The sequence below is a fragment of the Actinomadura sp. 9N215 genome (assembly GCF_044326345.1).
GTDB lineage: Bacteria > Actinomycetota > Actinomycetes > Streptosporangiales > Streptosporangiaceae > Spirillospora.
Genome location: NZ_JBIRBA010000019.1, coordinates 123,246 through 149,972, shown reverse-complemented (window position 1 = coordinate 149,972; position 26,727 = coordinate 123,246). Strand labels below are relative to the sequence as shown.

Genomic DNA, 26,727 nt, shown 5'->3' with positions numbered 1-26,727 from the left:
GAAGGGCCCTGGGGACGTGCGTCTCCGGGGCTTTTTCGTGCGCGGGTTCTCGGGGCTTGGCGCGCGGTGTCGCTGGAGGGTCAGGATTCTTCGCAGTGGTTGCCGCGGCTGAGGTTGTAGCGGGCCGCGAGGGTGTAGCGGCCGGGCCTGTTTGCCTTCAACCGGACGAAGTCGCCCGCGCGCGCCAGGCAGGCGTCCCCGCCCCCTCCCGACACCCTGAGCCACGGCGACCAGGAGACGCGCACCAGGACGGACCCGCTGGACGGCATGTCGACGACGAGCTGACCGGAGTTCAGCTCGCTGACCGACGCCGGACGGTCGACCAGGGGCGTCGCGCGCAGGACGCGGAACAGCCGCCAGTGGTCGTCGCTCCAGATCTCCGTGAGGTACGACTGGCCGTTCTCGACGAGGGCGGCCTCTTCCCGGGCCGACCAGTCCCTCTCCTGCTCGGGCAGGACGACGTACTGCACCGCCCACTCGTGCAGCCACGCGCGGTAGGCGTCGGCCGTCAGCGCGCCGTCCTCGTAGAACAGCTCGTGGCGTTCCGCGTCGACCTGACGGTTCCAGCCCCGCGCGAGGACGAAATGACGGCTCAGCCCGGAGGACTCCCAGTGGGACCGCAGCGGGACGACCTCGATGCGGCCGTCGTCGGCGCCGACGGCCTTCAGCTCGGCGATGAGGCCGCTGGCGTTCCCGGCGGCGGTCGCCGCGGGCTCGGTGTGGATCAGGTCGTCGACGGGCTTCACGACCTGCCAGGACGCGGTGACGATGAACGCGAGCGACAGCACGGCGATACGGACGCGCCCGTGCGCGCGCGCCACCGCGGACAGCAGGAACATCCCGCCGAACAGGAGCGAGAGGCGTTCGACGTTGCTGCCGACCGGGGACGGGACCAGCCAGGTCAGCAGGATCCCGGCCAGGTACACGCCGGCGCCGACGCGGACGAGCGTCCAGCCGCGCGGCGCGCACGTCAGCATGGCGATGACGCTCGCCAGGGTGGGCAGCACGATGGCGGTGACCGAGATCGGCTGGACGCCGCTGAACGGGAACAGCAGGCTCGTCGTCCCGACGACGACGGGCGGGCCGACGGCCATGCAGATCCCGGCGCGGCGGCGCCCGGTGAGGATCAGCGCGGCGGCCAGCACCATGAGGAACAGGCCCGCGACGGGGCTCGCGAGCGTGGACAGCAGGCCGAGGCCCACCATCCCGGCCGCGCGCAGCGCCGGTGTGCCGCGCGGCGTGAACGCGACGATCGTCGCCATGAGCGCGAACGTGAGGCCGAGGCCGAACGTGACCCGTCCGGACGCGGAGTTGCACGACAGCGCGAACGCGGCCCAGAGGGACGCGGGCAAGGCCACGGGCGCCTTGAAGCGGCGCAGGAGGTACGCAGTGAGGGCGGCGGAGAGCGTCCCGGACACGACGGCGACCGTGCGGATGCCGAAGAGCGCCATCAGGTACGGCGACATGAGGCTGTAGGACGCGGGGTGCATTCCGCCGTACCAGGCGAAGCTGTAGGCCGCCGTGGGGTGCTTCCAGGCGAAGTCCGTCCAGGCGGCCTGGGCGGCCAGGTCGCCGCCCTCGGTCGCGAGGAACAGCGCCCAGACCAGATGGAGCACGCCCGCGGCGACCGTCGCGGCCACCACCGGATGGCGCGGGTTCGCCCACTTGCGCCAGGAGGCGGGGGACGAGGGGCCTGAGGAACGGCGTGACGGCCCACGCGGGGCATGGGCGTCCGCCCGCTCTTGAGTATGCGCTGTGGTCATCGCCTGCACGGGCTCGTCGGACGGCGAGGGCGCAGAAGGGATCGGGCAATGGGCCAACGGATGCGCGCCCCGTACGAATGGGTCAACCCTAGCGTGCGCGATCGACTGTCGGGTTGATCTGGTAGGACGGGAACGTGACCAAGGACGGTGGCGGAACTGACCTCATCCCGGGGCTGGACGATCTGCCGCGAAAGTCCCCGAACAAGCCGGAGAAGTCAGAAAAGGCCGGCAAGGCCGGTAAGCCGGGCAAGGTCGGGAAGAAGGGGGCGCGCCGTCCGGCCGGGGAACTGCCCGTGGCGCGGATCGCCGTCGACATGTCCCTGCCGCACCTGGATCGTCCGTTCGACTACCTGGTTCCGGCGGAGATGGACGCGAAGGCGGTGCCCGGCTGCCGGGTGCGGGTGCGCTTCGCCGGTCAGCTCGTCGACGGGTTCGTCCTGGAGCGGGTCGCCGAGAGCGATCACGAGGGGAAGCTGCTCTTTCTGGAGCGGGTCACGTCGTCGGAGAGAGTCCTCACGCCGGAGGTCGCCGCGCTGGTCCGGGAGGTGGCCGACCGTTACGCGGGCACGTTCGCGGACGTGCTCCGGCTGGCTGTTCCACCACGGCATGCGCGTGTGGAAGCGGAACCTGTGGTCGCGCCGGAGGACGCTGGGGTCGAGCCGTCCGAGGACGCTGGCGGAGACGACTTCGGCGTGTGGCTCGACTACCCGGCCGGGGCGTCGTTCCTGAGCGCGCTGGCCGACGGCAGGGCCCCGCGGGCGGTCTGGACGGCGCTGCCCGGTCCCGACTGGACGGCCGCCATAGCGCGGGCCGTCGCGGTGACCCTTCGGAGTGGGCGCGGTGCCTTGGTCGTCGTGGCCGACGGGCGCGACGTGGCCCGGATGGACGCCGCGCTCAAGGCCGAGCTGAGGGAGGGCGTTCATGTCGCGCTGACGGCGGAACTCGGCCCCGCGGAGCGCTACCGGAGGTGGCTGGCGATCCTGCGCGGCACCGCGCGGGCGGTGGTCGGCACGCGTGCCGCGATGTTCGCTCCCGTCGCCGACCTCGGCCTGGCCGTGTTGTGGGACGACGGCGACGACGTCCACGCCGAACCGCACGCTCCGTATCCGCATGCGCGCGACGTCCTCGCTTTGCGTGCGCACAGAGCGTCCGCTGGGGCGCTCATAGGAGGGTTCACGAGGACCACTGACGCCACGCAGCTCGTCGAGTCCGGCTGGGCGCACACGCTCACGGCCGACCGGGGACGTGTCCGGACGGCGATGCCCCGCGTCCGGTACGTGGGGGAGGACGCGCAGCTCGCCCGCGATGCCGCCGCCCGTACCGCACGCCTGCCGAACGTCGCGTTCGAGGCCGCCAGGCAGGCGCTGGAGGAGGGCCCCGTCCTGGTGCAGGTTCCCAGGCGCGGGTACGTCCCGGCCATCGCCTGCGCGCGGTGCCGTACACCCGCGCAGTGCGTGGAGTGCCAGGGGCCGTTGTCGCTGCCGTCCTCCCATGCCGCGCCCTACTGCCGGTGGTGCGGACGCATCGCGGGTGACTGGCAGTGCCCCGAATGCGGGTTCGTCCATCTGCGCGCTGTCGTGGTCGGTGCCAAACGGACGGCGGAGGAGTTGGGCAGGGCGTTCCCCGGCGTGCCGGTGCGCACCTCTGGACGTGACGCGATCCTCGAACGGCTCGGCCCGGAACGGGCTCTCGTGGTGTCCACGCCGGGGGCCGAGCCGCCCGCCGAAGGCGGGTACACGGCTGCGCTACTGCTGGACGGCTGGGTGCTGCTCGGGCGGCCGGATCTGCGCGCCGGGGAGGAGACGCTGCGGCGGTGGATGAACGCGGCGTCGCTCGTCCGTCCGCAGGGGCCGGTCGTGGTTGCCGCGGAGGGGTCGCTGCCGGCCGTCCAGGCACTCGTCCGGTGGGACCCGGTCACGTATGCGGAGCGTGAACTGGCCGAGCGCAACGAGGTGGGTTTCCCGCCCGCCGCGCGGATGGCGTCGCTGACCGGGACTCCCGCCGCCATCCGGGAGCTTCTGGCCGATGCCCGGCTGCCCGATGGGGCCGAGGTGCTCGGGCCCGTGCCGGTCCCTTCCGCGCCCGTCGCCGGAGCCGACGTGCGCGACAAGGAGCGCGCGCTGATACGCGTGCCCAGGGCCACTGGGCACGCACTCGCGCGCGCGCTGAAGGAAGCCCAGGGCGTCCGGAGCGCGCGCAAGTCGACGGAGACGGTACGAGTCCAGATCGACCCCCTGGAACTGATCTGACCAATAGGGTTCTCGGGTGGCCGACAACTGGGTGGAGACCACCGCGGGCGACCTGCGGCGGTGGGCGGACGAACGCGGCGAGCCGCTGGACGAGCAGGGCGCGCGCATCCTGCTCGAACTCCTGCGCGACGAGATGGGCCTGCCGGGCGCGGACGCGCTGACGCCCGAGGCGCTCCGCGAGCTGCTCCTGAACGTGTTCCCGGAGTCCGTGGTCGCGGGGGGCGACGACGTCCCGACCGTCCTGGACGCGCTCCGCCGCATCGTCGCCTACCTGCGCGACACCGGCGCCGTGCCCGCGCCCGCCGCCGCCGAGCTGGAGACGGAGATCGACCGGACCGGCCCTGCGTTCGCCGACCTCGTCGCCGAGATGGACACCGAGGAGCGGCAGGCGGCCGCGGAGGTCATCGGCGGGCTGATGCAGGCCGACGGGGTCTCCCTGGACGACCAGGAGGCCGTCGAGGCGTGGATCCGGGACTTCGAGGCGCTGCCCGAGGAGGAGCGCTACGCGCGCACCGAGGGCTATCTGCAGCAGGTCGAGGAACTGGTCGTCCCGCCCGTCCGGCTCGCCCCGGAGGCGGACGTGGCCGGCGCCGCGCGCCGCTCCCGCCTGACCGAGAACGTCCTCGCCCTGGCCCGCTGGACGGGTGCGCGCGACCTCACCGAGCACGACACCCTCACCGAAGACGACGCCCTGGCCGCCGCCCTCGCGCTCGATCTGGAGACCCCGCGCAGCCATGGGCAGATGGAGGACGCGGGCGAACTGGAACGCCTCTGGTGGGCGGCCGTAGAGGCGAAGGTCATCACCGCCGAGGGCGGCACGGCCACGCCAGGGCAGTCCCTGGACGACCTCCAATCCAGCGACGATCCGACGTTCCTCGCCGCCTGGCTGCCGGTGTTCGAGGCGATGGTCGTCCCAGGGCACGACTACGCGGACGGCCTGGACGCGCTGGAACTCGTCCAGAACGAGATGACGGGCGTCCTCATCCACCTGTACGAGCAGGAGGAGCCCACCGAGCCCGAAGCGCTCATCGGCGCGCTGCTCGACCACGTGCAGGAGGCCTACGACCTGACCGACGCCGAGACCATGCCCGCGCTCGTATCGGACGCGTTCTTCCTCGAACTGGCCACGCTCGAGGAGTGGGGTGTCGTCGAGACGTCCGGCAAGGGACGCGAACTGACGCCGCTGGGCGTGTGGGCCGTCCGGGAGCTGCTGCTGGCGGACGGGTTCACCGCGCCCGTGATCGGCGAGCTGGCCGGGGCCCGCGCGTCCGAGCTCGTTTCCGGGCTCACCTGGTACCGGCCCGACGCGGCCGACGAGGAGATCGACGGCTGGCTGGCCCGCCACGACCCCAAGGACGCCGCCGCCGACCTCCTGGACGTCATGCGGACGGGTGGCCCCGGCGCGCGCAACCTCGCCGCCGCTGTCCTGCACCGCGTCGGCCCCGAGGCGGCGGGCGTGGTCCGCGCCGCGCAGGAGCATCCGCTGGTCTCGCCCTACGCCGCGCTCTGGCTGAACGCCGCGGGAGACCCGTCCGGACGGGAGCTGGCCCGCGAGGAGTACCTCTGGGTGTTCGTCGACACCGTCGCCGGGATGCTGGAGACCGCCGAACCCGAGGAGGCGGTCGAGGCGGCCCTGATCGACGCGCCGCCGGGAGCGGAGATGAGGGCCATGGTCGACGACCTGTGGCGCACCGACCATCCCGGTGTGGCCGACGTCCTGGAGGCGCTGGGCGCGCACCACCCCGACAAGGCGACCGCCAAGGCGGCCCGGACCGCCGCCTACAAGGCGCGATCCGCGCACCACGGCGCGCACCACGGCGTGTGAAACGTCCACACGTTGCTCCGTAGACTGGACGGAGCATCCCCACCCCGCAAGAAACGGAGTCCCCGTTGGCCGTCAAGCCCATCCGCCTCTTCGGTGACCCCGTGCTCCGCACGCCCGCGGATCCGGTGAAGGACTTCGACAAGGAGCTGCGCCAGCTCGTCAAGGACCTCACCGACACGATGATCGACGCTCCCGGGGCGGGCCTGGCCGCGCCGCAGCTCGGCGTGGGCCTGCGGGTGTTCACCTACTACGTCGACGACCGGCTGGGGCACGTGGTCAACCCGACCCTGGACCTGTCGGACGAGCAGGAGACCGACGACGAGGGCTGCCTGTCCCTGCCCGGCCTGGCGTTCCCCACGGCGCGTGCCGTCCGGGCCGTGGCGAAGGGCTTCAACATGCACGGCGAGCCGATCACGCTGGAGGGCACGCATCTGCTGGCCCGCTGCGTCCAGCACGAGACCGACCACCTCGACGGCGTGATCTTCATCGACCGGATGGACCCCGAGCAGCGCAAGGCCGCGATGAAGGCGATCAGGGAGGCCGAGTGGTTCGGCGACCCGGCCCCGGTCGTCAAGGACTCGCCGCACCGCACCCTCGGGAAGGCGATCTAGGTGAGGCTCGTCTTCGCGGGGACGCCCGAGACCGCGCTCCCGGCCCTCACAGCGCTTCTGGGCTCCTCGCACGAGGTGGCCGCGGTCGTGACCCGGCCGGACGGGCGTTCGGGCCGTGGGCGCCGTCTCAGCGCCAGCCCGGTCGCCTCGCTCGCCGCCGAGGCGGGCGTCGAGGTGCTCAAGCCGGCCAAGGCCCGCGATCCCGAGTTCCTGGACCGGCTCCGCGAGATCGCGCCCGACTGCTGCCCCGTCGTCGCCTACGGCGCGCTGCTGCCCCGCGAGGCCCTCGACATCCCCCGGCACGGCTGGGTGAACCTGCACTTCTCGCTGCTGCCCGCCTGGCGCGGCGCCGCGCCGGTCCAGCGCGCGATCCTGCACGGCGACGACGTGACCGGCGCGGCCACGTTCGAGATCGAGGAAGGCCTGGACACGGGCCCGGTCTACGGCGTCCTCACCGAGCCGATCCAGCCGACCGACACCACCGGCGACCTGCTGGGCCGCCTGGCCGTCGCCGGGGCGAGCCTGCTGCTGGACACGATGAACGGCATCGAGGCGGGCGTCCTGGAGCCCCGGCCGCAGCCCACGGAGGGCGTGTCCCACGCGGCCAAGCTGACGCCAGAGGACGGCCACGTCGACTGGCGCAGCCCGGCCTTGCGCGTCGACCGCCTCGTCCGTGCCTGCACTCCCGCGCCCGGCGCGTGGACGAACTTCCGTGAGACGCGCGTCAAGCTGGGGCCGGTCCGTCCGGCCCCGGACGCAGACAAGCTCTCGCCCGGCGAACTGCACGCCGGAAAGAACGAGGTACTGGTGGGGACGGCCACGCACCCCGTCGCCCTCGGCGATGTCCAGCCGCAGGGCAAGCGCAGCATGTCCGCGGCCGACTGGGCCCGCGGCGTCAACCTCATCGGCAAGGACGCGCTGCACTGATGCCACCCGCCCGTGACCGCCGACGCACCCAGAACCGCAGGCCGGGCGGGCCGCGCAGGACGGGCCGCCCCCAGGACCTCGTCCGGCGCACCGCGTTCGACGTGATCCGCGCCGTCGAGACGCGCGACGCCTACGCCAACCTCCTGCTGCCCAGCCGCCTGCGCGACCGCGGCCTCACCGGCCGCGACGCCGCCCTCGCCACCGAGCTCACCTACGGCACGCTCCGCGGACGCGGTACCTACGACGCAGTGCTGGCACTGTGCAGCGACCGTGAGCTGCGGCGCATCGACGCACCGCTCCTGGACGTCCTGCGCCTCGGCGCGCACCAGATCCTCGGGACGCGGATCCCGCCGCACGCCGCCGTGGGTACCACGGTCGAACTCGCACGCTCTGTCTCCGGCCCAGGGCAGGCGAAGTTCGCCAACGCGGTGCTCCGCAAGGTCGCCACCCGCGACATGGACGCGTGGCTGGAAATCGTCGCGCCCGCCGACGCCGACACCACCACGCGTCTCTCCATCCGGCACAGCCACCCCAAATGGATCGTGTCCGCACTGCGCGACGCCGTCGGCAGCGGCGAGATCGATGAACTGCTCGCCGCAGACAACGCCCGCCCCCGTGTCACCCTGGTCGCACGTCCCGGTCGAGCGACCATGCAAGAGCTGCGTGACGCGGGTGCAGAACCCGTTCCTTACTCGCCCTACGGAGCCTTCTTGCCCGAAGGCGATCCGGCTGGCATCGCGGCCGTCCGCGACGGGCGCGCCGCCGTCCAGGACGAGGCGAGCCAGCTGGTCACCTTGGCTCTGATCGAAGCGCCCCTGGATGGCCGTGACTCGCGCTGGGCGGACCTCTGCGCAGGCCCCGGAGGCAAGGCCGGGCTGCTCTCCGCCCTCGCCGTCCAGCGGGACGCGCGGCTCCTCGCCGCCGACCTCCAGCCCCACCGCGCCGGGCTGGTCCGGGACGCGGTCGACGCCCGTACCGGCGTGGTCGCGGCCGACGGCACCGCCCCGGCGTGGCGGCCAGCGTCCTTCGACCGGGTCTTGGTGGACGCGCCGTGCACCGGCCTCGGTGCCCTCCGCCGCCGCCCAGAGGCGCGCTGGCGACGCGGCCCCGAGTCGGTCGCCGAACTCGGCCCGCTCCAGCGGAAACTGCTCGCCGCGGCGCTGGACTCCGTCCGACCCGGCGGTGTGGTCGCCTACGTCACGTGCTCTCCGCACCTCGCCGAGACGCGGGTGGTCGTCGACGACGTCCTGCGCGAACGCGACGACGTTGAACGGCTCGACGCCCCCGAAGTCCTAGCGTCCGTCGCCCCCGATCTCACCGGCCTCGGTGACGGCCCCTATGCGCAGTTCTGGCCGCACCGCCACGGCACGGACGCGATGTTCCTGGCCCTCCTCCGCCGTACCTGACCCGGGGGACCCGTGCTGGACGGCTTCATGCATGTCGTGTCGTTCCTGGGGAGCGCGGCGTTCTACGTCCCCCTGCTCGTGGTCCTGTTCTGGAGCGCCGCTCCGCGCCTGGTGGCGCGGGTCACGGTCATCCTGCTGTTCAGCGCGTTCCTCAACACGCTCCTCAAGCTGGTCTTCCACGACCCCCGCCCCTACTGGACGGACCCCGGCGTCGAGGGCAAGGCGTCGCACACGTCGTTCGGCATGCCGTCCGGTCACGCTCAGAACGCACCGGTCGCCTGGGGGTTCTTCGCTGCCCAGACAAGGCGATGGCCGCTGTGGGCCGCCGCGGCCGCCGTCGTCGCTCTGATCGGGGTGTCCCGCGTCTACCTCGGCGTGCACTCGATCGGCCAGGTGCTGGGCGGCTGGGCCATCGGCCTGGCTCTCCTTGGGGTGGCGCTAGTGCTGGAACCCGTCGTCGTCCCGTGGTGGACGCGTCGCCATCCGGCCGTGCAGATGGCCCTCGCTCTCGTCGTGTCCCTGCTGCTGCTGACAGCGGCCTGGGGCGCGGTACAGCCGATCCAGGACTGGCATTGGCCGGACGCCTGGGCCCGGGCGATCCAGGCAGCCGGAGGAGAGACCGAACCCATCACCCTCAGAGAGTCGGCCAAGGCCACGGGCGGATTCTGCGGGGCCCTGGCCGGTCTGTCCCTGCTCGCGGCACGCGGCTGGTTCGACGCGGGCGGGAAACCGTGGCGGCGCCTGGCACGCCTTCCCGTGGGCATCGCCGGAGGCTTCGCCATCTACCTGTTCGACGGATCGAACCTGGCCCAGACGTTCGCCGTCCAGGCGGTGCTCGGCCTGTGGGTCACGGCGGGCGCGCCCGAGGCGTTCGTCCGCCTCCGCCTCGCCGGACGCTCCACGCGCGCCATCACGCGGCCGGGTGACGACCGGGCGGAACTGCGCCCATAGACTCGCGGCATCATGGCTCCACAGATCGCACCCAGCATCCTGTCCGCCGACTTCGCCCGCCTGGCCGAGGACGTCGCGCGCATCGCCGACTCCGCCGACTGGGTCCACGTCGACGTCATGGACAACCACTTCGTCCCGAACCTCACCCTGGGACTGCCCGTCGTCCAGGCACTGCTCAAGCACAGCGCGCTGCCGCTCGACTGCCATCTGATGATCGAGGACCCCGACCGCTGGGCCCCGGAGTACGCCGAGGCCGGCGCGAAGAGCGTCACCATCCACGCCGAGGCCGCGAAGGCACCCATCCGCACCCTGCGCACCATCCGCGCGGCGGGCGCGCGCGCGGGCCTCGGCGTCAACCCGGCCACCCCCGTGGACGGCTTCGAAGACCTCCTCGGCGAGATCGACATGCTCCTGCTCATGACGGTCGAGCCCGGGTTCGGCGGCCAGAAGTTCCTGGACGTCGTCCTGCCGAAGGTCCGCCGCGCCCGCGAGCTCATCAAGGGACGCGACCTCCCCGTCTGGCTCCAGGTGGACGGCGGCGTCAGCGCGGAGACCATCGAACGCTGCGCGGAAGCGGGAGCCGACGTGTTCGTCGCGGGCAGCGCCGTCTACGGCGCCGACGACCCCGCCGAGGCCGTCCGCAGGCTTCGCGGCCAGGCCGAAGAAGCGACGGCGAAGGCGAACTGGTGATCCTGCCCTGCACGGCCGTCCTGTTCGACGTGGACGGCACCCTCGTAGACTCCACGCCCCTCGTCGAACGCGCCGCCCGGGAATGGTCCGCCGAGTACGGCATCGACCCGGACGAGTTCCTCTCCGACGCCCACGGCCGCCGTACCGCCGACCGCGTGGCCGACTTCCTCCCGCCGGAGGAGGTCCACGACGCCACGGCACGCCTGGACGCCCTCGAATCCACCGGCACCGAAGGCATCACCGCCCTGCCCGGTGCCGTAGACCTCCTGGCGAACATGAACGGCCTGCCCTACGCGTTCGTCACCTCCATGGACAGGGCCCAGCTGAAACTCCGCACGGAAGTGGCCGGCGTACCCCTCCCGCAAGTGGTGGTCACAGCCGAGGACGTCCCGGACGGCAAACCAGACCCGTCCGGCTACCTCAGAGCCGCCCGGGGCCTGGACGTGAACCCGTCCGCCTGCATCGTCGTCGAGGACGCCCCCGCGGGCATAGCGGCGGGCCGCGCGGCCGGCGCGACCGTCGTGGCGGTGACCACCAGCCACGACCCCGCAGCGCTGACCGAAGCGCACCACATCGTCCAGAACCTCACCCACGTGACAGCGACGCCGACCGGCCTGCGCCTCGCGCGCGATCCCCGCTGACCCGCGTTCTCCCCGCTGACCCCCGCTCCGGCGGGCCGTGGTCGTGGTGATGGTCACACCGGGCGGGAATGCATGGCGTGGCACACTGGTTGGCAAGCATGAACGCGTGCTCCGGGGTCGGTGAAATTCCGAACCGGCGGTGACAGTCCGCGACCCGGCCGAAGCCATCGGCCGGTTGACCCGGTGGAACTCCGGGACCGACGGTGAGAGTCCGGATGGGAGGCAGCGCGCGGCACGTCCCTGTCCAGGGGCGTGCGCCGACGTATCGACGTCCCCCGGAGCCTGAACTAGGAGGCCCGGGAGATGTTCACAGGCATCGTCGAGGAACTCGGCGAGATCGTGCGGATCGAGCCGTCGGACGGCTCGGTAGAGCTCACGGTCCGCGGCCCGCTCGTCACGCAGGACGCCGTCCACGGCGCGTCGATCGCCGTCAACGGCGTCTGTCTCACCGTCGTCGACGTCGAGGACGGGGCCTTCACCGCCGACGTCATCAAGGAGACCCTCGACAAGTCGAGCCTGGGGGCGCTCACGCCCGGCTCCAAGGTCAACCTGGAACGGCCCGTCCGGCTCTCCGACCGGCTCGGCGGGCATCTCGTCCAGGGCCACGTGGACGGCGTCGGGAAGATCGTCTCCAGGGAGCCCGGCGAGCGGTGGGACGTCGTCAGCGTGTCCCTGCCGCCCGAACTGGCCCGCTACCTGGTCGACAAGGGCTCGATCACCGTGGACGGCATCAGCCTTACGGTCGTCGAGGCCGGCGCCGACCGGTTCAGCGTCGCGCTCATCCCGACGACGCTCGCGCTCACCACGCTCGGCCGCAAGGCGCCGGGCGACCCGGTGAACCTCGAAGTGGACGTCGTCGCCAAGTACGTCGAGCGCATGCTCGGCGATCGCGGCTCGGAGGAGAGGGCGGTGACCGCGTCATGAGCGGCGACAGCGTCATGAGCGGCGACACGATGACCGACGGCGACGGGATCTTCGACTCGATCGAATCGGCGGTCGCCGACATCGCCGCGGGACGTGCCGTCGTGGTCGTCGACGACGAGGACCGCGAGAACGAGGGCGACATCATCTTCGCGGCGGCGAAGGCCACGCCGGAGCTGCTGACCTTCACGATCCGCTACACCAGCGGCGTCATCTGCGTCCCGATGGAGGGCGCAGACCTTGACCGGTTGCAGATCCCGCTGATGACGGCGCAGAACACCGAGCGCATGCGCACCGCGTACACGATCAGCGTGGACGCGCGTCTCGGCGTGACCACCGGCATCTCCGCCGCCGACCGGGCCCGGACGATCAAGACGCTGTGCGACTCGGCGTCCGAGCCGCGCGACCTCGTCCGGCCGGGGCACATCTTCCCGCTGCGCTACCGCGAGGGCGGGGTGCTGCGCCGGCGGGGACACACCGAGGCCGCCGTCGACCTCGCCAGGCTGGCAGGGCTCGCCCCGGCGGGCGTCCTCGCCGAGGTGGTGAACGAGGACGGCACCATGGCGCGCCTGCCCGAACTCCAGGTCTTCGCCAAGGAGCACGGGCTCAGGCTCATCTCCATCGAGCAGCTCGCCGAGTTCCGCAGGCGGCACGAGGCGATGGTCACCCGCGTCGTCGAGACCCGCCTGCCCAACCGGTACGGGACGTGGCGCGCGGTCGGGTTCTCCAGCGCCATCGACGGCGGCGAGCACGTCGCGCTGGTGCTCGGCGACGTCGGCGACGGCGAGGACCTCCTGATCAGGGCCCATTCGGAGTGCCTGACCGGCGACGTCCTGCATTCCGACCGCTGCGACTGCGGCACCCAATTGGACGCCGCCATGGAACGCATCGCGGAAGAGGGACGCGGGGTCGTCCTGTACCTGCGCGGGCACGAGGGACGCGGCATCGGACTGCTCGCCAAGTTGCAGGCGTACGCGCTACAGGACAACGGGTCCGACACCGTCGACGCCAACCTGGAACTGGGGCTGCCCGCCGACGCGCGCGAGTACTCGAACGCCGCGCACATGCTGCGCGACCTCGGCGTACGCTCGGTCCGGGTGCTGACCAACAACCCCGACAAGCTCAAGGGCCTGGACGGGTTCGGCGTGGACGTCCGGGGACGCGAGGCCATGCCGGTCGTCGTCACCGAGCACAACCGGCGCTACCTGACGGTCAAGCGGGACCGTCTCGGACACCAGATCGAGGGACTTTCATGAGCGGCGCGGGACGCCCCGAGGACATCACCGTCGACGCGGCCGGCGTCACGCTCGGCATCGTCTGCACCCGCTGGCACGAGCCGATCACCGACCGGCTGCTGGAGCGTTCGCTGGCGGCGGCGAAGGCGTGCGGCGTCGACGAGCCCGTCGTCGCCCGCGTCGCCGGCGCGCTGGAGCTGCCGGTGGTGGCCCAGCAGCTGGCCCGCGACCTCGACGCCGTCGTCTGCCTCGGCGCGGTCGTCCGCGGTGCGACGGCCCACTTCGACTACGTCTGCGACTCGGTGACCGCCGGCGTGACCCGGGTCGCGCTCGACGAGGCGACGCCGGTGGGCAACGGGGTCCTCACGTGTGACACCATTGAACAGGCGATGGAACGCAGCGGGCTGCCCGGCAGCCCCGAGGACAAGGGATGGGAGGCGACTGTGGCCGCACTCGACACGGCACTGACCCTGCGAGGTCTGCGGCATCACGGTCACGCCGGGAACGGCCTCGAGCATAGGTAAGGGGCCCCGGGGGCTCCGCCCCTGATCGAGCCGCGCATGCATTCCAGGGCTCCGCCTTGGATCGGCGTGCGCGTCTGGGCTCCTGAACGTCCCGGGTACTCACTCTCGTCCCATCGAAAGGCAATTCCGTGCTGTCACTCGTCCTGCCCAAGGGGTCGCTGGAGCAGGCGACCATGCAGCTGTTCGACGCCGCCGACCTGACCGTCCAGCGGACGTCGGACCGCGACTACCGCGCGTCCATCGACGACCCGCGCATCGAACGCGTCCGGGTGCTGCGGCCGCAGGAGATCCCGACCTACCTCGAACAGGGCCTGTTCGACCTCGGCATCACCGGCCGCGACTGGATCACCGAGACCGACTCCGACGTGGTCAGCCTCGGCGAGCTGAAGTACTCCAAGGCGACGTCCAACCCGGTCCGCGTGATCATGGCGGTGCCGGACGGGGCGCCCTGGCAGAAGGTGTCCGACCTGCCGGAGGGCGTCCGGATCTCCACCGAGTTCCCGGCGATGACGCGGCGGTTCCTGGACAGGCACGGCGTCAAGGCGACGGTCGTCCCGTCCTACGGCGCGACCGAGGCGAAGGTGCCCGACATCGTGGACGCGATCGTCGACCTCACCGAGACCGGCTCGTCGCTGCGCAAGAACGGCCTGCGCATCCTCGACACGCTCCTGACCAGCTACACCGAGCTGGTCGCCAACCGGGACGCCTACGAGGACGCGGAGAAGCGCGCCGCGATGGAGGACATCGCCCTGCTCCTGCAGGGCGCGATCCGCGCCCGCGGCAACGTGCTGCTGAAGCTGAACGTCGCGCAGGCCGACCTGCGGAACGTCCTGGACATCATGCCGTCGATGTCGTCGCCGACGGTCACCGCGCTGGCCGGCGGGGAGTCGAGCGCCGTGGAGTCGGTGGTCGCCAAGCGCGGCGTGAACACCCTGATCCCGGCGCTGAAGGCGGCCGGCGCCCACGACATCCTCGAGATCCCCATCTCCAAGATCGTTGACTGAGCCGCCGGCGCTGCCGACCGTGTGGCGTCCCCGCACCACCCGGCTCGTCGCCTACGTCACGGCGGGCGTGATCCTGCTCGGCCTGATCGCGCTCGCCGTGGTGGTGGCGCCGCAGTTCGGGACGCTCGACCGCGTCCTGCTGGTCGCGTTCGGCGCGGTCTGCGCGTGGATCCTGCACATGCTCGCCCGCTGCCGCGTCGCGGCCGACGAGTCGGGCCTCACGGTCGTCAACGCGTTCCGCACCCGCCGCCTCGAATGGCCCGAGGTCGTCGACGTCTCCATGACGGTCGGCGACCCGTGGCCCACCCTCGACCTGGCGGACGGCACGTCCATCGGCGCGATGGGCATCAACGGGGCCGAGAAGGCCCTGGCCGCCCGCCAGCTCGCCGAACTCGAGGCGCTCTTGCACAGCAGGGGCGAGGCCGCCGAGCCCCGCTGACCCTCAGAGGGCGGTGAGGACGGTGAACGTGCCGGCGGTGATGAGGGCGGCGGCCCAGAGGCGGTCGAGGTTGAACCAGGCGCGGCGCAGCACGGTCAGGCCGACGATCTCGTAGACGACGACGGCGATCGCGCCCGCCACCGCGAACATCGACAGGGTGTGCACGGCCGTGACGAACACGCCGGTCGACACGGCACTGCCGGACGACGACGCCAGCCCGTGGTCGTGGCCCGCCGGGGCCGTCCCGGACGAGGTCAGCACGGGCAGCAGCATCAGGCCCGCGCCGTGCGCCGACGACATCAGGAACGACCACCCGGCGAGCTGCCGCAGCGAGATCCGCATGCCGACCCAGCGGAAATGGCGCCGCGACAGCAGCCGCCACAGGCCGAACCCGACGAGGACGGCGCCGCCGCCGATCGCGAGGGCCTGCGTGGCGACGACGGACTGGGTGAGGGTGACGAGGATCGCGACCGCGCCGACCGAGGCGGCGTGGCCCGCGGCGATGGCCGGGAGCGACTGCAGCACGAGCGAGCGGCTGCGCTCCTGGAAGCCGCGGGCCACGGCGAACAGCCAGCCCATGGCGGGGTTCAGGCCATGGAACGCGCCGAGCGCCACGAGGGCGGCGAGGGATCCGTCGGTCACGGCAAGGGGGTCACGGGTAGCAGTAGGAATCCGAGGAGGCGTCGCCGCCCTGGAGGCGCGTCTGGTGCGGGCGGAGCCCGCGGAACGCGTCACCGTTCGGGAAGAACCGTTCGTCGAAGGTGAAGCCGCCGGGAGTGGAGTCGTCGGTGGTGGAGTCGAGTTTGGCCATCCACGCGCCGACGCCGTCGGGGAAGAACTGGTCGTCCCAGGAGCCGTACAGTGAATTGGTGATGTAGACGCGTTTCCCGTCGCGGCTGACCTCCACCATCTGCGGGCCGCCCGCGAGGGGCTGGTCGGGGGCGGCGGGGTGGGGCGTCCGGTTGACGATGCCGCCGATGCGCACCGAGCCCGCCTCGACCGGGTTGAACGGGTCGCTGACGTTGTAGCGCTTCAGTTCGCCGGTGCCCCAGCACGACACGTACAGCCACTGGTCGTCGACGGACAGGTCGATGTCGGTGATGAGCGGGGGCACCGCGCCGAAGGGTTGGATGACCGGCGGGAGCGACGCGGCGTCTGCGGGCTCGGCGGGAATGGTGATGACCTTCTGCGCGGCCCAGGAGTCGCCGTCGCGGTGCCAGAGCCAGACGGACGCCGACAGGTCCTCGACGCTGACGACCACTCCCGCGAACCCGTACAGCTTGGTCGGGTCGTGCGCGGGACGCAGTTCCAGGACCATCTGGTGCTCGTCGCCGAGGTCGACGGTCTGGACGTGCTTGCGCTTGCGCAGGTCGAAGAAGTTGAGGGAGTGCCCGTACTTGCGGCCGAGCAGCAGTTCGCCGACGACGCCGTCCTCCACCATCGACGGCGTGCCCCACTCGGACGTGACGAGCACGTCGTGCGCGATGTGCCACCAGGCGTCGTAGGCGAAGTACTGCGGGCCGCGGTCGACCTCCCAGCGTCCGAGCACGTCGAAGGAGGTGTGGTCGAGGAGGGCGATGCCGCCGGGGCCGTCCTCGCCGTTCGCCCCGCCGAGCGCCGTCAGGTACAGGCCCTCGGGCCCGCAGTGGACGGTGTGCGGACGCGAATACCCGGCGCGTTTCGCCAGCTCGTCCGGCTCAAGAACCTTGATGATCTTCGGTGCGGCGGGGTCGTCCTTGGTGTCGATGACGTACACCCGCGACGACCGCAGCCCGGGGACGATCAGGTAGCGGCGTTCGACGTGCGGGTGCGGCGACCCCGGGCACAGGGCGCTGCTGCACGCGTTCCACCCGAAATGGTGCAGCTCGTCGCCGAGGAAGGGCAGGTCGGTCCAGCCGACGACGGAGCCGTAGGAGGGGGAGCCCGGGTCGACGTCCAGCACGGCGATGGCGTCCGGCTTCTCGGCGGCGCGGTCGAACGCGGCCACGTAGGCGAGCTTCTCGGCGGGCGCGGCCGCGGCGTCGCGCGGGGAGGCGTAGAAGGTCGGGTCTGGCGTCCACAGTGCCATGTTGTGTCCCTCTCAGATGACGGTGACCGGGTGCCGTACCACGGCGCCGAAGAGGTAGCCGAGCCGGTTGAAGGGGACGGTCGCGGGCTGGGCCGCGCCGGTCTCGTCGGTGGCGCGGGCCAGGAGTTCGTACCGTCCCGTGGTGCGGGGGTGCCACGGGACGTCCCAGCGCACCCATCCGCGTGGGTTCGGGTCGCGGTCGCGGATGCGGGCCGTGTGCCACCGGGCGCCGCCGTCCGCGCTGACCTCGACCTGCCGGATCCGGCCGCCGCCCGACCAGGACCGGCCGTGCAGGACGTGCCGCCCCGTGCCGCGCAGGGTCGCGTCCCAGGGCAGCTCGAACGCGGACTTGACGTTCATCCGGGTCAGCGGCGCGGACCCTTCCGGCGGGTAGTCGGGGCCGAAGAGCCGGTAGAAGCGGGTGTTCCACGGCGAGTGGAGCGGCTCGTCCGCCACCTGGATGTCGCCGAGCCACTTGATGGACGCGATCCCGACCCAGGACGGCACGACCAGGCGGACCGGGTGGCCGTGGTCGGGCGGCAGCGGCGCGCCGTTCATCCCGTAGGCGAGCAGGACGTCGTCCATCGCCTTGGCGATCGGGAGGGGGCGCCGCACGCGGCCGAGGTTCTCGCCGTTGTCCACGAAGTCAGCGTCCAGCCCGCGCGGCATGATGTCCACGGCCTCGCGGGTTAGACCTGCGCGCCTCAGCACGGTCGACAGCCGGACGCCGTGCCACCTCGCCACGCCGACCGCGCCGAGCTTCCACGGGGTGCCGGAGGCGGCCTGCCCCTGCTGGGACGCGAAGAAGCCGCGCCCGTTGCCCGTACACTCGACGGCCGACGTGAGCGTCTCGGCGGGGAGGGCGCGGAGGTCCTCGTAGGTGAACTCGACGGGACGGTCCTCGGCGGGACGGCCGCGCAGGCCGGCGCCCCACAGCTTGAGACGCCACGTGCGCGCGTCGATGAGCGGTGTGGCGGTGTGGTTGCGGACGAAGAACCGGTCGGCGGGCGTCAGGTAGCCCTGCCGCCGCATGGCCTCCCAGCGCATCTCGGCGTTGGTCCCGTGCGGGATGAACAGCTCGGGCGGGAGCGGCTTGACGATCCCGCCGTCGGCGGCCGCGGCGGCGGCCGGGCCGAGCCCGGCGAGCAGGCCGCCGCCGAGCCCGGCGCTCAGCCCCGCGCCGGCGGAGAGGCGCAGGAGCTCTCGCCGGGACGGGGAGCGGAGCCGTTCGTAGGTCGCTTCGTGGGTCAGGTCGGGTTCGTCCCGGTCACCGGTTCGCATGGTTTCGATGCTGCTCAGCGCCGTTCATAAAGTCAACTTTCCATACTGTTTTAGTTCGATTAGTGCTGAAATAGCGGGCCTCGGGGCATGTGCGCCGTCTGTCCGGCTGAGTAGCCTGAGAGCCGTGGGAAGACGGCGGCGATGACGCTTGACCAGGTCGGATCGCCCGCGGAGCTCGCGGGCCTGCTCGACAGGCACACTTACCTCTGCGACGAGGGGCTCGCGACGGCGTGCTTCCTCGCGCTGCGCATGGGGCGTCCGCTGTTCCTGGAGGGCGAGGCGGGCGTCGGCAAGACCGAGCTGGCCAAAACGCTCGCGCGGGCGCTCGGCGCGCCGCTGATCCGGCTCCAGTGCTACGAGGGGCTGGACGCGTCCCAGGCCCTCTACGACTGGGACTTCCCCCGCCAGCTCCTGCACCTGCGCGCCGCCGAGGCCGCAGGCGTCGAAGACGTTTCGCGGCTGGAAGGCGAGCTGTACGACCGGCGGTTCCTGCTGGCCAGGCCGCTCCTCCAGGCGCTGGAGATCTCGCCGAGCGTCCTGCTCGTCGACGAGTTGGACCGTGCCGACGACGAGTTCGAGGCGTTCCTGCTGGAGGTCCTCAGCGACTTCACGATCACGGTCCCGGAGCTGGGCACGATCAGGGCGGAGCGGCCGCCGGTGGTCGTGGTCACGTCCAACCGGACCCGCGAGGTCCACGACGCGCTGAAGCGGCGCTGCCTGTACCACTGGCTGGAGCACCCGTCGTTCGACCGCGAGGTCGCGATCATCAGGCGGCGGCTGCCGGGCGCGGCGGAGCGGCTCGCCGGGCAGGTCGCGCGGGCCGCGCAGCGGATGCGCGAGACCGACCTGCTGAAGCCGCCCGGCGTGGCGGAGACCCTCGACTGGACCGAGGCGCTCGTGGCGCTCGGCGTCCGCGAGCTCGACCCGGCGTCCGCCGCGGTGACGCTCGGCGCCGTCCTCAAGTACCGCGAGGACCAGCAGCGCGTGCTCGGCGGCGGCCTGGAGGCCCTGCTCAACGGCGGCGGGGGGTGAGCCGGACGTGCGGCGGGACGTCACCGAGACGATGGTCGGGTTCGCCAGGACGCTGCGCGCGGCGGGCGGCGCCGCCGATCCGGAGCGGGTGCAGGCGATGCTGACCGCGCTCGACCATCTCGACGTGCTCGACCCGTCCGACGTGTACTGGGCGGGGCGCCTGACGATGTGCGCCGACCCCGACGACCTCGCCCGCTACGACCGGTGCTTCGCCGCGTACTTCTCCGGCGCGACCGTCCGGCCGGGGCGCAGGCCGCCGCCGCCCGTGGTCGTCCGCCGGATGACGATGCCCGACCCGGGCGCGGGCGACGGCGGCGAGCGGAGCGACGGGCTGAAGGCGGCCACCGCCAGCGCCGTCGAGGTGCTCCGCGACCGGGACGTGGCGCGGCTCACCGCCGCCGAGCGCGCCGAGGTCGCCCGCCTCATCGCGCTGCTGGACGCGGGCGCGGAGCGGCGCAGGTCGCGCAGGTTCGCGCCCGCGTCGACCGGACGCCTCGACCCCGCGAGGACCGTCCGGGAGACGCTCCGGCGCGGCGGCGAGACGTCCCTGCTGCGGCGCCGCACGCACCGCACCCGCCCCCGCCGCGTCGTGCTGATCGTGGACGTCAGCGGTTCGATGAGCCCGTACGCCGACGCGCTGCTCCGCTTCGCGCACGCCGCCGCGCGCTCCGGCGCGCGCGGCGTCGAGGTGTTCAGCGCCGGGACGCGCCTGACCCGCCTCACCCGCGAGCTGCGCCACCGCGACCCGGACGCGGCGATGGCGGCGGCGTCCGCGGCCATCCCGGACTGGAGCGGCGGCACCCGGCTCGGCGAGGAGCTGAAGGAGTTCCTCGACCGGTTCGGGCAGCGCGGCCTCGCCCGTGGCGCGGTAGTGATGATCGCGTCGGACGGCTGGGAACGCGGCGACGCCGCGCTGCTCGGCGAGCAGATGGCGCGGCTGCACCGGCTGGCCCACCGGGTGGTGTGGGCGAACCCGCACAAGGCGCGCCCTGGGTACGAGCCGCTGACGGCGGGGATGGCGGCGGCGCTGCCGCACGTCGACGACTTCACGTCCGGGCACAGCCTCGCGGCGCTGGAGGAACTGGCCCGCCTCGTCGCCGGGACCGGACGGCGGGCCGCCGGGAAGGCAGGGAAGGGGAGCGCACATGCGTGACGTGCTGGACGACATCGCCCGCTGGTACGCGTCCGGGGAGACGTTCGGGCTCGCGACCGTCGTGAACACCTTCCGGAGCGCGCCGCGTCCGCCGGGCGCGGCGATGGCGGTGTCGGCCTCCGGCGAGGTGGCGGGCAGCGTGTCGGGAGGGTGCGTGGAGGGCGCCGTCTACGACCTGGCGCAGGCGGTGCTGGAGAGCGGGGAGCCCGTCGTCCAGCGGTACGGGGTGAGCGACGACGACGCGTTCGCCGTCGGCCTGACCTGCGGCGGGATCCTGGACGTGCTGGTGGAGCCCGTCGGCCCCGCGACGTTCCCGGAGTTCGCCGACGTCGCCGCCGCGATCGGGGCGCGCGAGCCGGTCGCCGTCGCCACCGTCGTCGCCGGGCCGGGGACGATAGGAGCGCGCCGCGTGATCTGGGCCGACCGGGCCTCCGGGTCGCTCGCGCCAGGCGCCTCGCACGCCGCCCGCCTCGACGCCGCCGTCGACGACGACGCGCGCGGCATGCTCGCCCAGGGCCTCACCGGCCAGCGGCACTACGGCCCCGAGGGCGAGCGGCGGCTGGACGACCTGGCCGTCTTCGTGCACTCGTTCGCGCCGCCGCCGCGCCTGCTGGTGTTCGGCGCGATCGACTTCGCCGCCGCCGTCGCCCGGATCGGCAAGTTCCTCGGCTACCACGTGACGGTGTGCGACGCGCGTCCCGTGTTCGCGACGCCGAAGCGGTTCCCGGAGGCCGACGAGGTCGTCGTGAAGTGGCCGCACAAGTTCCTGCTGGAGACGGGTGCCGCCATCGACGAGCGGACGGCGATCTGCGTCCTCACCCACGACCCCAAGTTCGACGTGCCGCTGCTGGAGGTGGCGTTGCGCACGGACGCCGGTTACGTCGGCGCGATGGGGTCGCGCCGCACCCACGACGACCGCCTCGCCCGGCTCCGCGAGGCGGGCCTGACCGACGCCGAGCTGGGGCGGCTGCGCTCGCCGATCGGGCTCGACCTCGGCGCCCGGACGCCGGAGGAGACCGCGGTGTCGATCGCGGCGGAGCTCGTCCAGCTCCGCTGGGGCGGGTCGGGGCGCCCGCTCACCGACACCTCCGGCAGGATCCACGCCGACGCGCCCTGACCGCACTACCCTCGCGGGATGACTCTGCACGGTGCGGAACCGCCCGCCGGCCTGCTGCTCGCGGCGGGGGAGGGCAGCCGGCTCGGACGTCCCAAGGCGGCCCTCGAACTGGACGGCGAACGCCTCGTCGACCGGGGCGTCCGGATGCTGCGGGACGCCGCCTGCTCCCCGGTCCTCGTGGTCGTCGGGGCGGAACCGGTCGAGGTCATCGGCGCGGTCGTCGTCCCGAACCCGGACTGGCGGGACGGCATGGGCTCGTCTCTGCGCGCCGGGCTCGCCGCGCTGCCGCCCGCCTGTCCCGCCGTCGTCGTCGCGCTCGTCGACCAGCCGCTGGTCACCGCCGCCGCGGTCGGACGGCTGATCGCCGCGTACGAGGCGGGCGCCGGGATCGCCGTCGCGACCTACGGGGGAGCGGGGCGCAACCCCGTGCTGCTGCGGGCGGAGCACTTCGCCGGGGCCGCGGAGGCCGCGGTCGGCGACCGGGGCGCGCGCGGCTACCTGCGCGCCCGTCCCGACCTGGTCACGCCCGTGCCGTGCGACGACGTCGCCGCGCCCGACGACATCGACACCCCCGACGACCTGACCGCGATCAGGCGCCGCGAGCGCGGGCCCCGGTGACGCCGCGCTCGCAGGCGAGCGGGGTGTCCGGCCGTCCGGCGACGGTGTTCACCGCCGGGCAGGGCTAGGACGCGGGGAGGACGCTCTCGTCCAGCGCGCCGCAGTCGACGGCGCGGCGGAGCCGGGACGTGAGCGCCTTGATGGTGGCGGGCTCGTCCAGCACGCCGCTCGCGCCTTCGCCGCCCGCGGGGGACGCCTGCTCGTGCCAGGCCCTGACCCGCCCGATGACGTCGTCGACGCCGCTCAGATGGAACGCGTACACGGCCGCGTACCGGCTCGGAAGGTGCGCGGGATGCAGGTCCCAGCCCTGGTAGAAGCCGTGCCGCAGCGAATGCCTGACGTGCGCCGCGTGCGTCGCCCACGCCGCGTTGACCTCGTCGGGGCCGTCGTTGCGGGGGATGACGTTGGTGGAGCCGTCCGACAGCCGCACGCCGGTGCCGGCGAACGACACCTGCATGACGTGCCGGGCGAAGTCGCAGGCCGGATGGTCGAGGCGCTGCTCGTGCGGCGGCAGCCCCAGCGCGGCCGTGTAGTCGTAGACGCCGAAGTGCGCGGCGGTGAGGCGGCCCCCGGCGGCGGACGCGATGCCGCGCAGCCCGGTCCGGCCCTCGCCGTCCAGGATCGCCTCGGGCGTCTCGATCTGCACCTCGAACCGCAGGATGCCGGACGGCAGCCCGAGCGCGGTCTCCAGCCGGTCCAGCCACTCGGCGAACAGCGCGACGTGCTCGGCCGTGATCACCTTCGGGAACGTGATGGTGAACCCGCCGGGGAGCCGGCCGAGCCGGTCGCGCAGCGCGGTGAGGAACCCGTCGAGCGTCCGCATCGAGCGCTCGTGGCCGCCGTCGGCGAACGACTTGACCCGCACGCCCCAGTAGTGGGGGAGGCCCTTGACCTGGTACGCGGCGGCGACGGCCTCGACGACCTGCTCGATGTGGCCGTCCTCCTCGGCGTCGGGGCGCACGCCGTAGCCGTCCTCGAAGTCGATCCGCACGTCCTCGACCGGCTCGGCGGACAGCTTCGCCGCGACCCGCTCGCGGACCAGCCCGGCGATCTCCGGATCGAGCCCGAACGCCGCGCCGAACGACCCGGCGCCCGGCGTGTGCGTGTTCAGCAGCCGCAGCGCCTCCGCGCCGAAGTCGGCGGGGGTCGAGCGGGAGAACCGGTCGGCCGGCACGTACACCGTGTGCACGGGCTGGCGGCCGTCGGCGCCGCCGGGACGTTGCTCGCCGTGCTCGTCGCGGACGGCGGCGATGCGGTCGGACAGGTCGTCGAACGAGGAGACGCTGAGATTCACCCCGACATGATCCCTCACCCCGCGCCCGCTAGGGAACCGGCGGCCCCTGGATTCTCGTCGCGGGCCGGTACCCGTGGCCAGGGCCTCTACGCGGACTCCGCGAGAGCGTGCAGGGCGTCGGTGAAGACGTTCGGCGGCGGCTCGACGAGCCCGGCGCCGACCTGGCCCGTCCCGGCTTCGCGTCCGGCGATGCCCGTGTCGATGACCGGCAGGATGCCGGTGCGGACGACGCGCGCGACGTCCACGCCGACGGGGGTGCCGCGGAACGACAGCAGCGGGATCTGCAGCGCCGGATGCTCGGCGAGGGTGATCTCGTACATCCGCTGGGTCGCGGCGAGCGCGTCGGGGACCTCGCCGCCGACGAACCGGACGATCGCGGGCGCGGCGGCGAGCGCGAACCCGCCCATCCCGGCCGTCTCGGTGATCGCCGAGTCGCCGATGTCGGGGTTGGCGTCGTCCGGGCCGTAGTCGCCCAGGTAGAGGCCGTCGGGGACGCCGGCGGGGCCGGTGAACCAGCGGTCGCCCGTCCCCGACACCTGGACGCCGAAGTCGGTGCCGTTGCGGGACATCGCCACGACCAGGCTGGAACCGGGGACGTTCCGCGCCGCGTCCGCGCACGCCTTCGCCGCCGCCATCCCCGCGTTCAGGAAGAAGTGGTCGTTGCCCGCCGCGAACCGCAGCGCCTCGGCGGCCCGGCCGCGCGGCACGTCCTCGGCGGCCAGCAGGCTGGGCGCCAGCTCGCGCAGCAGCAGCGACGTCGCCGCCCGGTTCCGGTTGTGCAGCTCGTCGCCCATCTGCAGCGCCTGCGCGATGACCGACATCAGGTCGAGCGGCCCGTGCCGGCGCACGGCCGCCTGGAGCGCGGGCCCGAGGACCTCGCCCATCCACGTCAGCCGGTCGATCACCTCGGGCCCGTACGCCCCGTACCGCAGGACCTTCCCGAGGCCCTCGTTGAGCGAGCAGTACGCGGTGCCGCCGTGCTCGGCGTCCTCCACGACCAGCATCCACATGGACGGGCTGACGACCCCCGCCATCGGCCCGACGGCGCCGTGGTGGTGGCACGGTTCGAGCGCCGCCGCGCCGCGCTCCAGGGCGTGCTCGGCGCCTAGCGGCGTCTCCGCGAGCCCTTCGAGGAGCATCGCGCCGATGAGCGCGCCGCGCATCGGCCCGGACGCGCGGTCCCACTCCAGCGGCGGGCCCGCGTGCAGGAACGTTCCCGTGTCCAGGCCGAGGACCTCGCGGGCGGGGCGGACGTCCACGAGGTGCGGGCGGGACGACACCATCCGCCGCACGGCGCGGGCGTTCGCCTCCGCGTGGCCCGGGTCGCCGAGGACCGCCGCGAGCGCGGCCTCGGTCCCGGCGGGCGGCGGCCGCCAGTCGACCGCCTCCACCGGGACGGCCTGCTCCGCGAGCGCGTCGGCGAGGACCTCGACGCCCGCGGCGACGACCCTGGGATCGCGGGCGAGGAGCCCGCCGAGCCGGTTCGGTTCGCTCATCCTGGCGTCCCTTCCGCCGGCGCCGCCTCGATCATCGACAGGGCGTGCCGGGTCGCCTGCGCGTTGGACGCGAACACGTCCGCGCCCGCCCCGCGGAGGGCCGCCGCCTGCCGGTCGCGGTCCTGCGGGTCCGCGGGCGTCCCGCACAGGGAGACGACGACGGCCAGGTCGGGACGGTCGCGCGCCGCGTCCGCGAGCGCCGGGGCGAGGGCCGCGGCCGGGTCGGGCTCCGCACCGTGGCCGAGGACGACGTCCAGCAGCAGCACGCCGCAGCCGGTGTCGGACGCCTCCGTCCGGACGGCCTCCAGCCGCAGCGTCGGGTCGATCATCGGGTGGGCGCGGCCCCGGGTGTAGGCGTCGTCGCCGAAGTCGGTGAACCGGTGGCCGCGGGTCTCCAGGTCCCAGCCGAGGGCGTTCCGCGCGATGGTCTCGGCCTCGTCGCGGAGCGTTCCGCCCGCGAACAGCCCGCGCAGCGCCCGCCCGGCCACGGGCGCCGGACGCCGCGACGCCGTCCAGCGGGGCCACTCGGGGACCGTCTTTCGGAGCGCCTTCAGCACTCTCTCCGCCGCCGTGGTCAGGTCGTCCTCGCCGGCCGTGGGCAGCGCGAACACGACCGGCGTGTCGAGGCGCCGCGCCGCCTCCCGGATCAGGTCCGCGACCTGCGGCGCGGGCGGCTTGGACACCAGCACGATCAGCTCGGTGCCCGGGTCGGCGTCGAGCGCCGCCAGCGCGGACAGCGCCGACCGTCCGCTGACCTCGGGCGACAGGTCGCGTCCGCCGACGCCGAGGACGTGGCTGACGCCGACGTCCGCCTCGTCCAGCAGGCACATCAGCTGCTGCGCGCCCGTCCCGGACGCGGCCACCATGCCCACCGGGCCCGGACGGACGGCGTTCGCGAACCCGAGGCCCGCACCGCAGACGACGGCCGTCCCGCAGTCGGGCCCCATCACGATCAGGCCGCGCCGGGCCGCCGCCTCCTTCAGGAGGACCTCCTGGGCGAGCGGCACGTTGTCGCTGAAGATCATCACGTTGAGGCCGGCGTCCAGCGCGTCCATGGCCTCGGGGAACACGTGCGGGCCCGGCACCGACAGGAGCGCGACGGTCGCGTCCGTGCGGGCCGCCGCGGACGCGGTCGTCCGGGGCGGCGCCTCTGCGCCCGGCGCGCCAGTCCCGGCGGGGCGGGACGCGTCGCGCAGCAGGCCGTCGAGGGCGTCCCGCGCCTCGCCGAGCCGGTCGCCGTCCGCCCGGACGGCCACCACCAGGTCGTCGGGACCGGCGTCCGCGGGCACCGCGAAGCCCATCCGCTCCAGCATCTCCCGGTTCAGCCCGGTGCCCATCGCCACCATCGCCGCGACCACCCCGGGCCGCTCCGACAGCGACCGGCTGACCCGCATCAGCGTGACCGAATCGTGGTAGCCCCCTGGCCGCACCTCGACCCAATCGCTCATGCCCGCCACCGGCGGGGGGCGACCCCCCACACCC

Annotated in this window: 24 protein-coding genes and 1 riboswitch; of the genes, 17 read left to right on the top strand and 7 right to left on the bottom strand. The window is 73.3% G+C overall.

Annotated features, from left to right (window positions below; translation table 11 throughout):
* Window positions 1-80: 80 nt before the first annotated feature.
* Window positions 81-1,640, bottom strand: a complete 1,560-nt coding sequence (locus ACH34T_RS28600) for an MFS transporter (RefSeq protein WP_396024022.1) — start codon at window positions 1,638-1,640, stop codon at window positions 81-83.
* A gap of 257 nt (window positions 1,641-1,897) precedes the next feature.
* On the opposite strand from ACH34T_RS28600, the gene ACH34T_RS28595 reads away from it, so the two are divergent.
* From ACH34T_RS28595 to ACH34T_RS28535, 13 genes are all read left to right on the top strand, one after another.
* On the top strand, window positions 1,898-4,012 hold the full coding sequence (locus ACH34T_RS28595; protein ID WP_396024021.1) for a primosomal protein N': 2,115 nt from the start codon (window positions 1,898-1,900) through the stop codon (window positions 4,010-4,012).
* A 16-nt stretch (window positions 4,013-4,028) separates the two neighbouring features.
* Window positions 4,029-5,837, top strand: coding sequence for a hypothetical protein (locus ACH34T_RS28590; protein WP_396024020.1), 1,809 nt, complete (start codon window positions 4,029-4,031; stop codon window positions 5,835-5,837).
* Window positions 5,838-5,902: 65 nt separating this feature from the next.
* A complete protein-coding gene (gene def, locus ACH34T_RS28585) occupies window positions 5,903-6,448 on the top strand; it encodes a peptide deformylase (protein ID WP_396024019.1) in 546 nt (181 codons plus the stop codon).
* Entirely contained in the window at window positions 6,449-7,375 is a 927-nt protein-coding gene (gene fmt / locus ACH34T_RS28580; protein ID WP_396024018.1) for a methionyl-tRNA formyltransferase, read from the top strand. It begins immediately after the preceding gene.
* Window positions 7,375-8,781, top strand: a complete 1,407-nt coding sequence (locus ACH34T_RS28575; protein ID WP_396024017.1) for an RsmB/NOP family class I SAM-dependent RNA methyltransferase — start codon at window positions 7,375-7,377, stop codon at window positions 8,779-8,781. Before fmt ends, ACH34T_RS28575 begins: the two co-directional genes overlap by 1 nt.
* Before the next feature lie 12 nt (window positions 8,782-8,793).
* Complete coding sequence (locus tag ACH34T_RS28570) at window positions 8,794-9,732, top strand: phosphatase PAP2 family protein (protein WP_396024016.1); 939 nt, start codon at window positions 8,794-8,796, stop codon at window positions 9,730-9,732.
* A 12-nt stretch (window positions 9,733-9,744) separates the two neighbouring features.
* A complete protein-coding gene (gene rpe, locus ACH34T_RS28565; protein WP_396024015.1) occupies window positions 9,745-10,422 on the top strand; it encodes a ribulose-phosphate 3-epimerase in 678 nt (225 codons plus the stop codon).
* On the top strand, window positions 10,419-11,063 hold the full coding sequence (locus tag ACH34T_RS28560; protein WP_396024014.1) for an HAD-IA family hydrolase: 645 nt from the start codon (window positions 10,419-10,421) through the stop codon (window positions 11,061-11,063). The genes rpe and ACH34T_RS28560 overlap by 4 nt, the downstream gene beginning before the upstream one ends.
* 102 nt (window positions 11,064-11,165) lie before the next feature.
* Window positions 11,166-11,296: riboswitch (FMN riboswitch) on the top strand.
* Between the two features lie 70 nt (window positions 11,297-11,366).
* Window positions 11,367-11,987 carry a riboflavin synthase gene (locus ACH34T_RS28555; protein ID WP_396024013.1) on the top strand — a complete coding sequence of 207 codons (621 nt, stop codon included), beginning with the start codon at window positions 11,367-11,369 and terminating at the stop codon, window positions 11,985-11,987.
* Window positions 11,988-12,001: 14 nt separating this feature from the next.
* Window positions 12,002-13,240, top strand: a complete 1,239-nt coding sequence (locus ACH34T_RS28550) for a bifunctional 3,4-dihydroxy-2-butanone-4-phosphate synthase/GTP cyclohydrolase II (protein WP_396024070.1) — start codon at window positions 12,002-12,004, stop codon at window positions 13,238-13,240.
* Window positions 13,237-13,743 carry a 6,7-dimethyl-8-ribityllumazine synthase gene (ribH, locus tag ACH34T_RS28545; protein ID WP_396024012.1) on the top strand — a complete coding sequence of 169 codons (507 nt, stop codon included), beginning with the start codon at window positions 13,237-13,239 and terminating at the stop codon, window positions 13,741-13,743. Before ACH34T_RS28550 ends, ribH begins: the two co-directional genes overlap by 4 nt.
* 128 nt (window positions 13,744-13,871) lie before the next feature.
* Window positions 13,872-14,747, top strand: a complete 876-nt coding sequence (gene hisG, locus ACH34T_RS28540; RefSeq protein ID WP_396024011.1) for an ATP phosphoribosyltransferase — start codon at window positions 13,872-13,874, stop codon at window positions 14,745-14,747.
* Window positions 14,740-15,186: a PH domain-containing protein gene (locus tag ACH34T_RS28535; RefSeq protein ID WP_396024010.1), complete on the top strand. Its 447-nt coding sequence runs from the start codon at window positions 14,740-14,742 to the stop codon at window positions 15,184-15,186. The genes hisG and ACH34T_RS28535 overlap by 8 nt, the downstream gene beginning before the upstream one ends.
* A 3-nt stretch (window positions 15,187-15,189) precedes the next feature.
* Here the strand turns inward: ACH34T_RS28535 and ACH34T_RS28530 are convergent, their stop codons facing one another.
* The 3 genes from ACH34T_RS28530 to ACH34T_RS28520 are packed head-to-tail and all read right to left on the bottom strand — an operon-like array spanning window position 15,190 to window position 18,535.
* Window positions 15,190-15,828 carry a hypothetical protein gene (locus tag ACH34T_RS28530; protein WP_396024009.1) on the bottom strand — a complete coding sequence of 213 codons (639 nt, stop codon included), beginning with the start codon at window positions 15,826-15,828 and terminating at the stop codon, window positions 15,190-15,192.
* Window positions 15,829-15,838: 10 nt separating this feature from the next.
* Window positions 15,839-17,254: a selenium-binding protein SBP56-related protein gene (locus tag ACH34T_RS28525; protein WP_396024008.1), complete on the bottom strand. Its 1,416-nt coding sequence runs from the start codon at window positions 17,252-17,254 to the stop codon at window positions 15,839-15,841.
* 12 nt (window positions 17,255-17,266) lie between these two features.
* Entirely contained in the window at window positions 17,267-18,535 is a 1,269-nt protein-coding gene (locus ACH34T_RS28520; protein ID WP_396024007.1) for a sulfite oxidase, read from the bottom strand.
* 141 nt (window positions 18,536-18,676) lie between these two features.
* On the opposite strand from ACH34T_RS28520, the gene ACH34T_RS28515 reads away from it, so the two are divergent.
* Genes ACH34T_RS28515 through ACH34T_RS28500 form a run of 4 tightly spaced genes read left to right on the top strand, consistent with a single transcriptional unit; the run spans window position 18,677 to window position 22,455 of the window.
* The gene (locus tag ACH34T_RS28515) at window positions 18,677-19,567 is read left to right on the top strand and encodes an AAA family ATPase (RefSeq protein WP_396024006.1); all 891 of its coding nucleotides are present in this window, start codon (window positions 18,677-18,679) and stop codon (window positions 19,565-19,567) included.
* A gap of 7 nt (window positions 19,568-19,574) precedes the next feature.
* Window positions 19,575-20,720: a VWA domain-containing protein gene (locus ACH34T_RS28510; RefSeq protein ID WP_396024005.1), complete on the top strand. Its 1,146-nt coding sequence runs from the start codon at window positions 19,575-19,577 to the stop codon at window positions 20,718-20,720.
* Window positions 20,713-21,837 carry an XdhC family protein gene (locus ACH34T_RS28505; protein ID WP_396024004.1) on the top strand — a complete coding sequence of 375 codons (1,125 nt, stop codon included), beginning with the start codon at window positions 20,713-20,715 and terminating at the stop codon, window positions 21,835-21,837. Before ACH34T_RS28510 ends, ACH34T_RS28505 begins: the two co-directional genes overlap by 8 nt.
* Window positions 21,838-21,855: 18 nt before the next feature.
* Window positions 21,856-22,455 carry an NTP transferase domain-containing protein gene (locus ACH34T_RS28500; protein ID WP_396024003.1) on the top strand — a complete coding sequence of 200 codons (600 nt, stop codon included), beginning with the start codon at window positions 21,856-21,858 and terminating at the stop codon, window positions 22,453-22,455.
* Window positions 22,456-22,519: 64 nt separating this feature from the next.
* On the opposite strand, the gene ACH34T_RS28495 is transcribed toward ACH34T_RS28500, so the two are convergent.
* From ACH34T_RS28495 to ACH34T_RS28485, 3 genes are all read right to left on the bottom strand, one after another.
* Window positions 22,520-23,749, bottom strand: a complete 1,230-nt coding sequence (locus tag ACH34T_RS28495; protein ID WP_396024002.1) for a DUF6986 family protein — start codon at window positions 23,747-23,749, stop codon at window positions 22,520-22,522.
* 86 nt (window positions 23,750-23,835) lie between these two features.
* A complete protein-coding gene (locus ACH34T_RS28490) occupies window positions 23,836-25,245 on the bottom strand; it encodes a DUF1116 domain-containing protein (protein WP_396024001.1) in 1,410 nt (469 codons plus the stop codon).
* Complete coding sequence (locus ACH34T_RS28485) at window positions 25,242-26,693, bottom strand: FdrA family protein (RefSeq protein ID WP_396024000.1); 1,452 nt, start codon at window positions 26,691-26,693, stop codon at window positions 25,242-25,244. Before ACH34T_RS28485 ends, ACH34T_RS28490 begins: the two co-directional genes overlap by 4 nt.
* Between the last annotated feature and the right edge of the window lie 34 nt (window positions 26,694-26,727).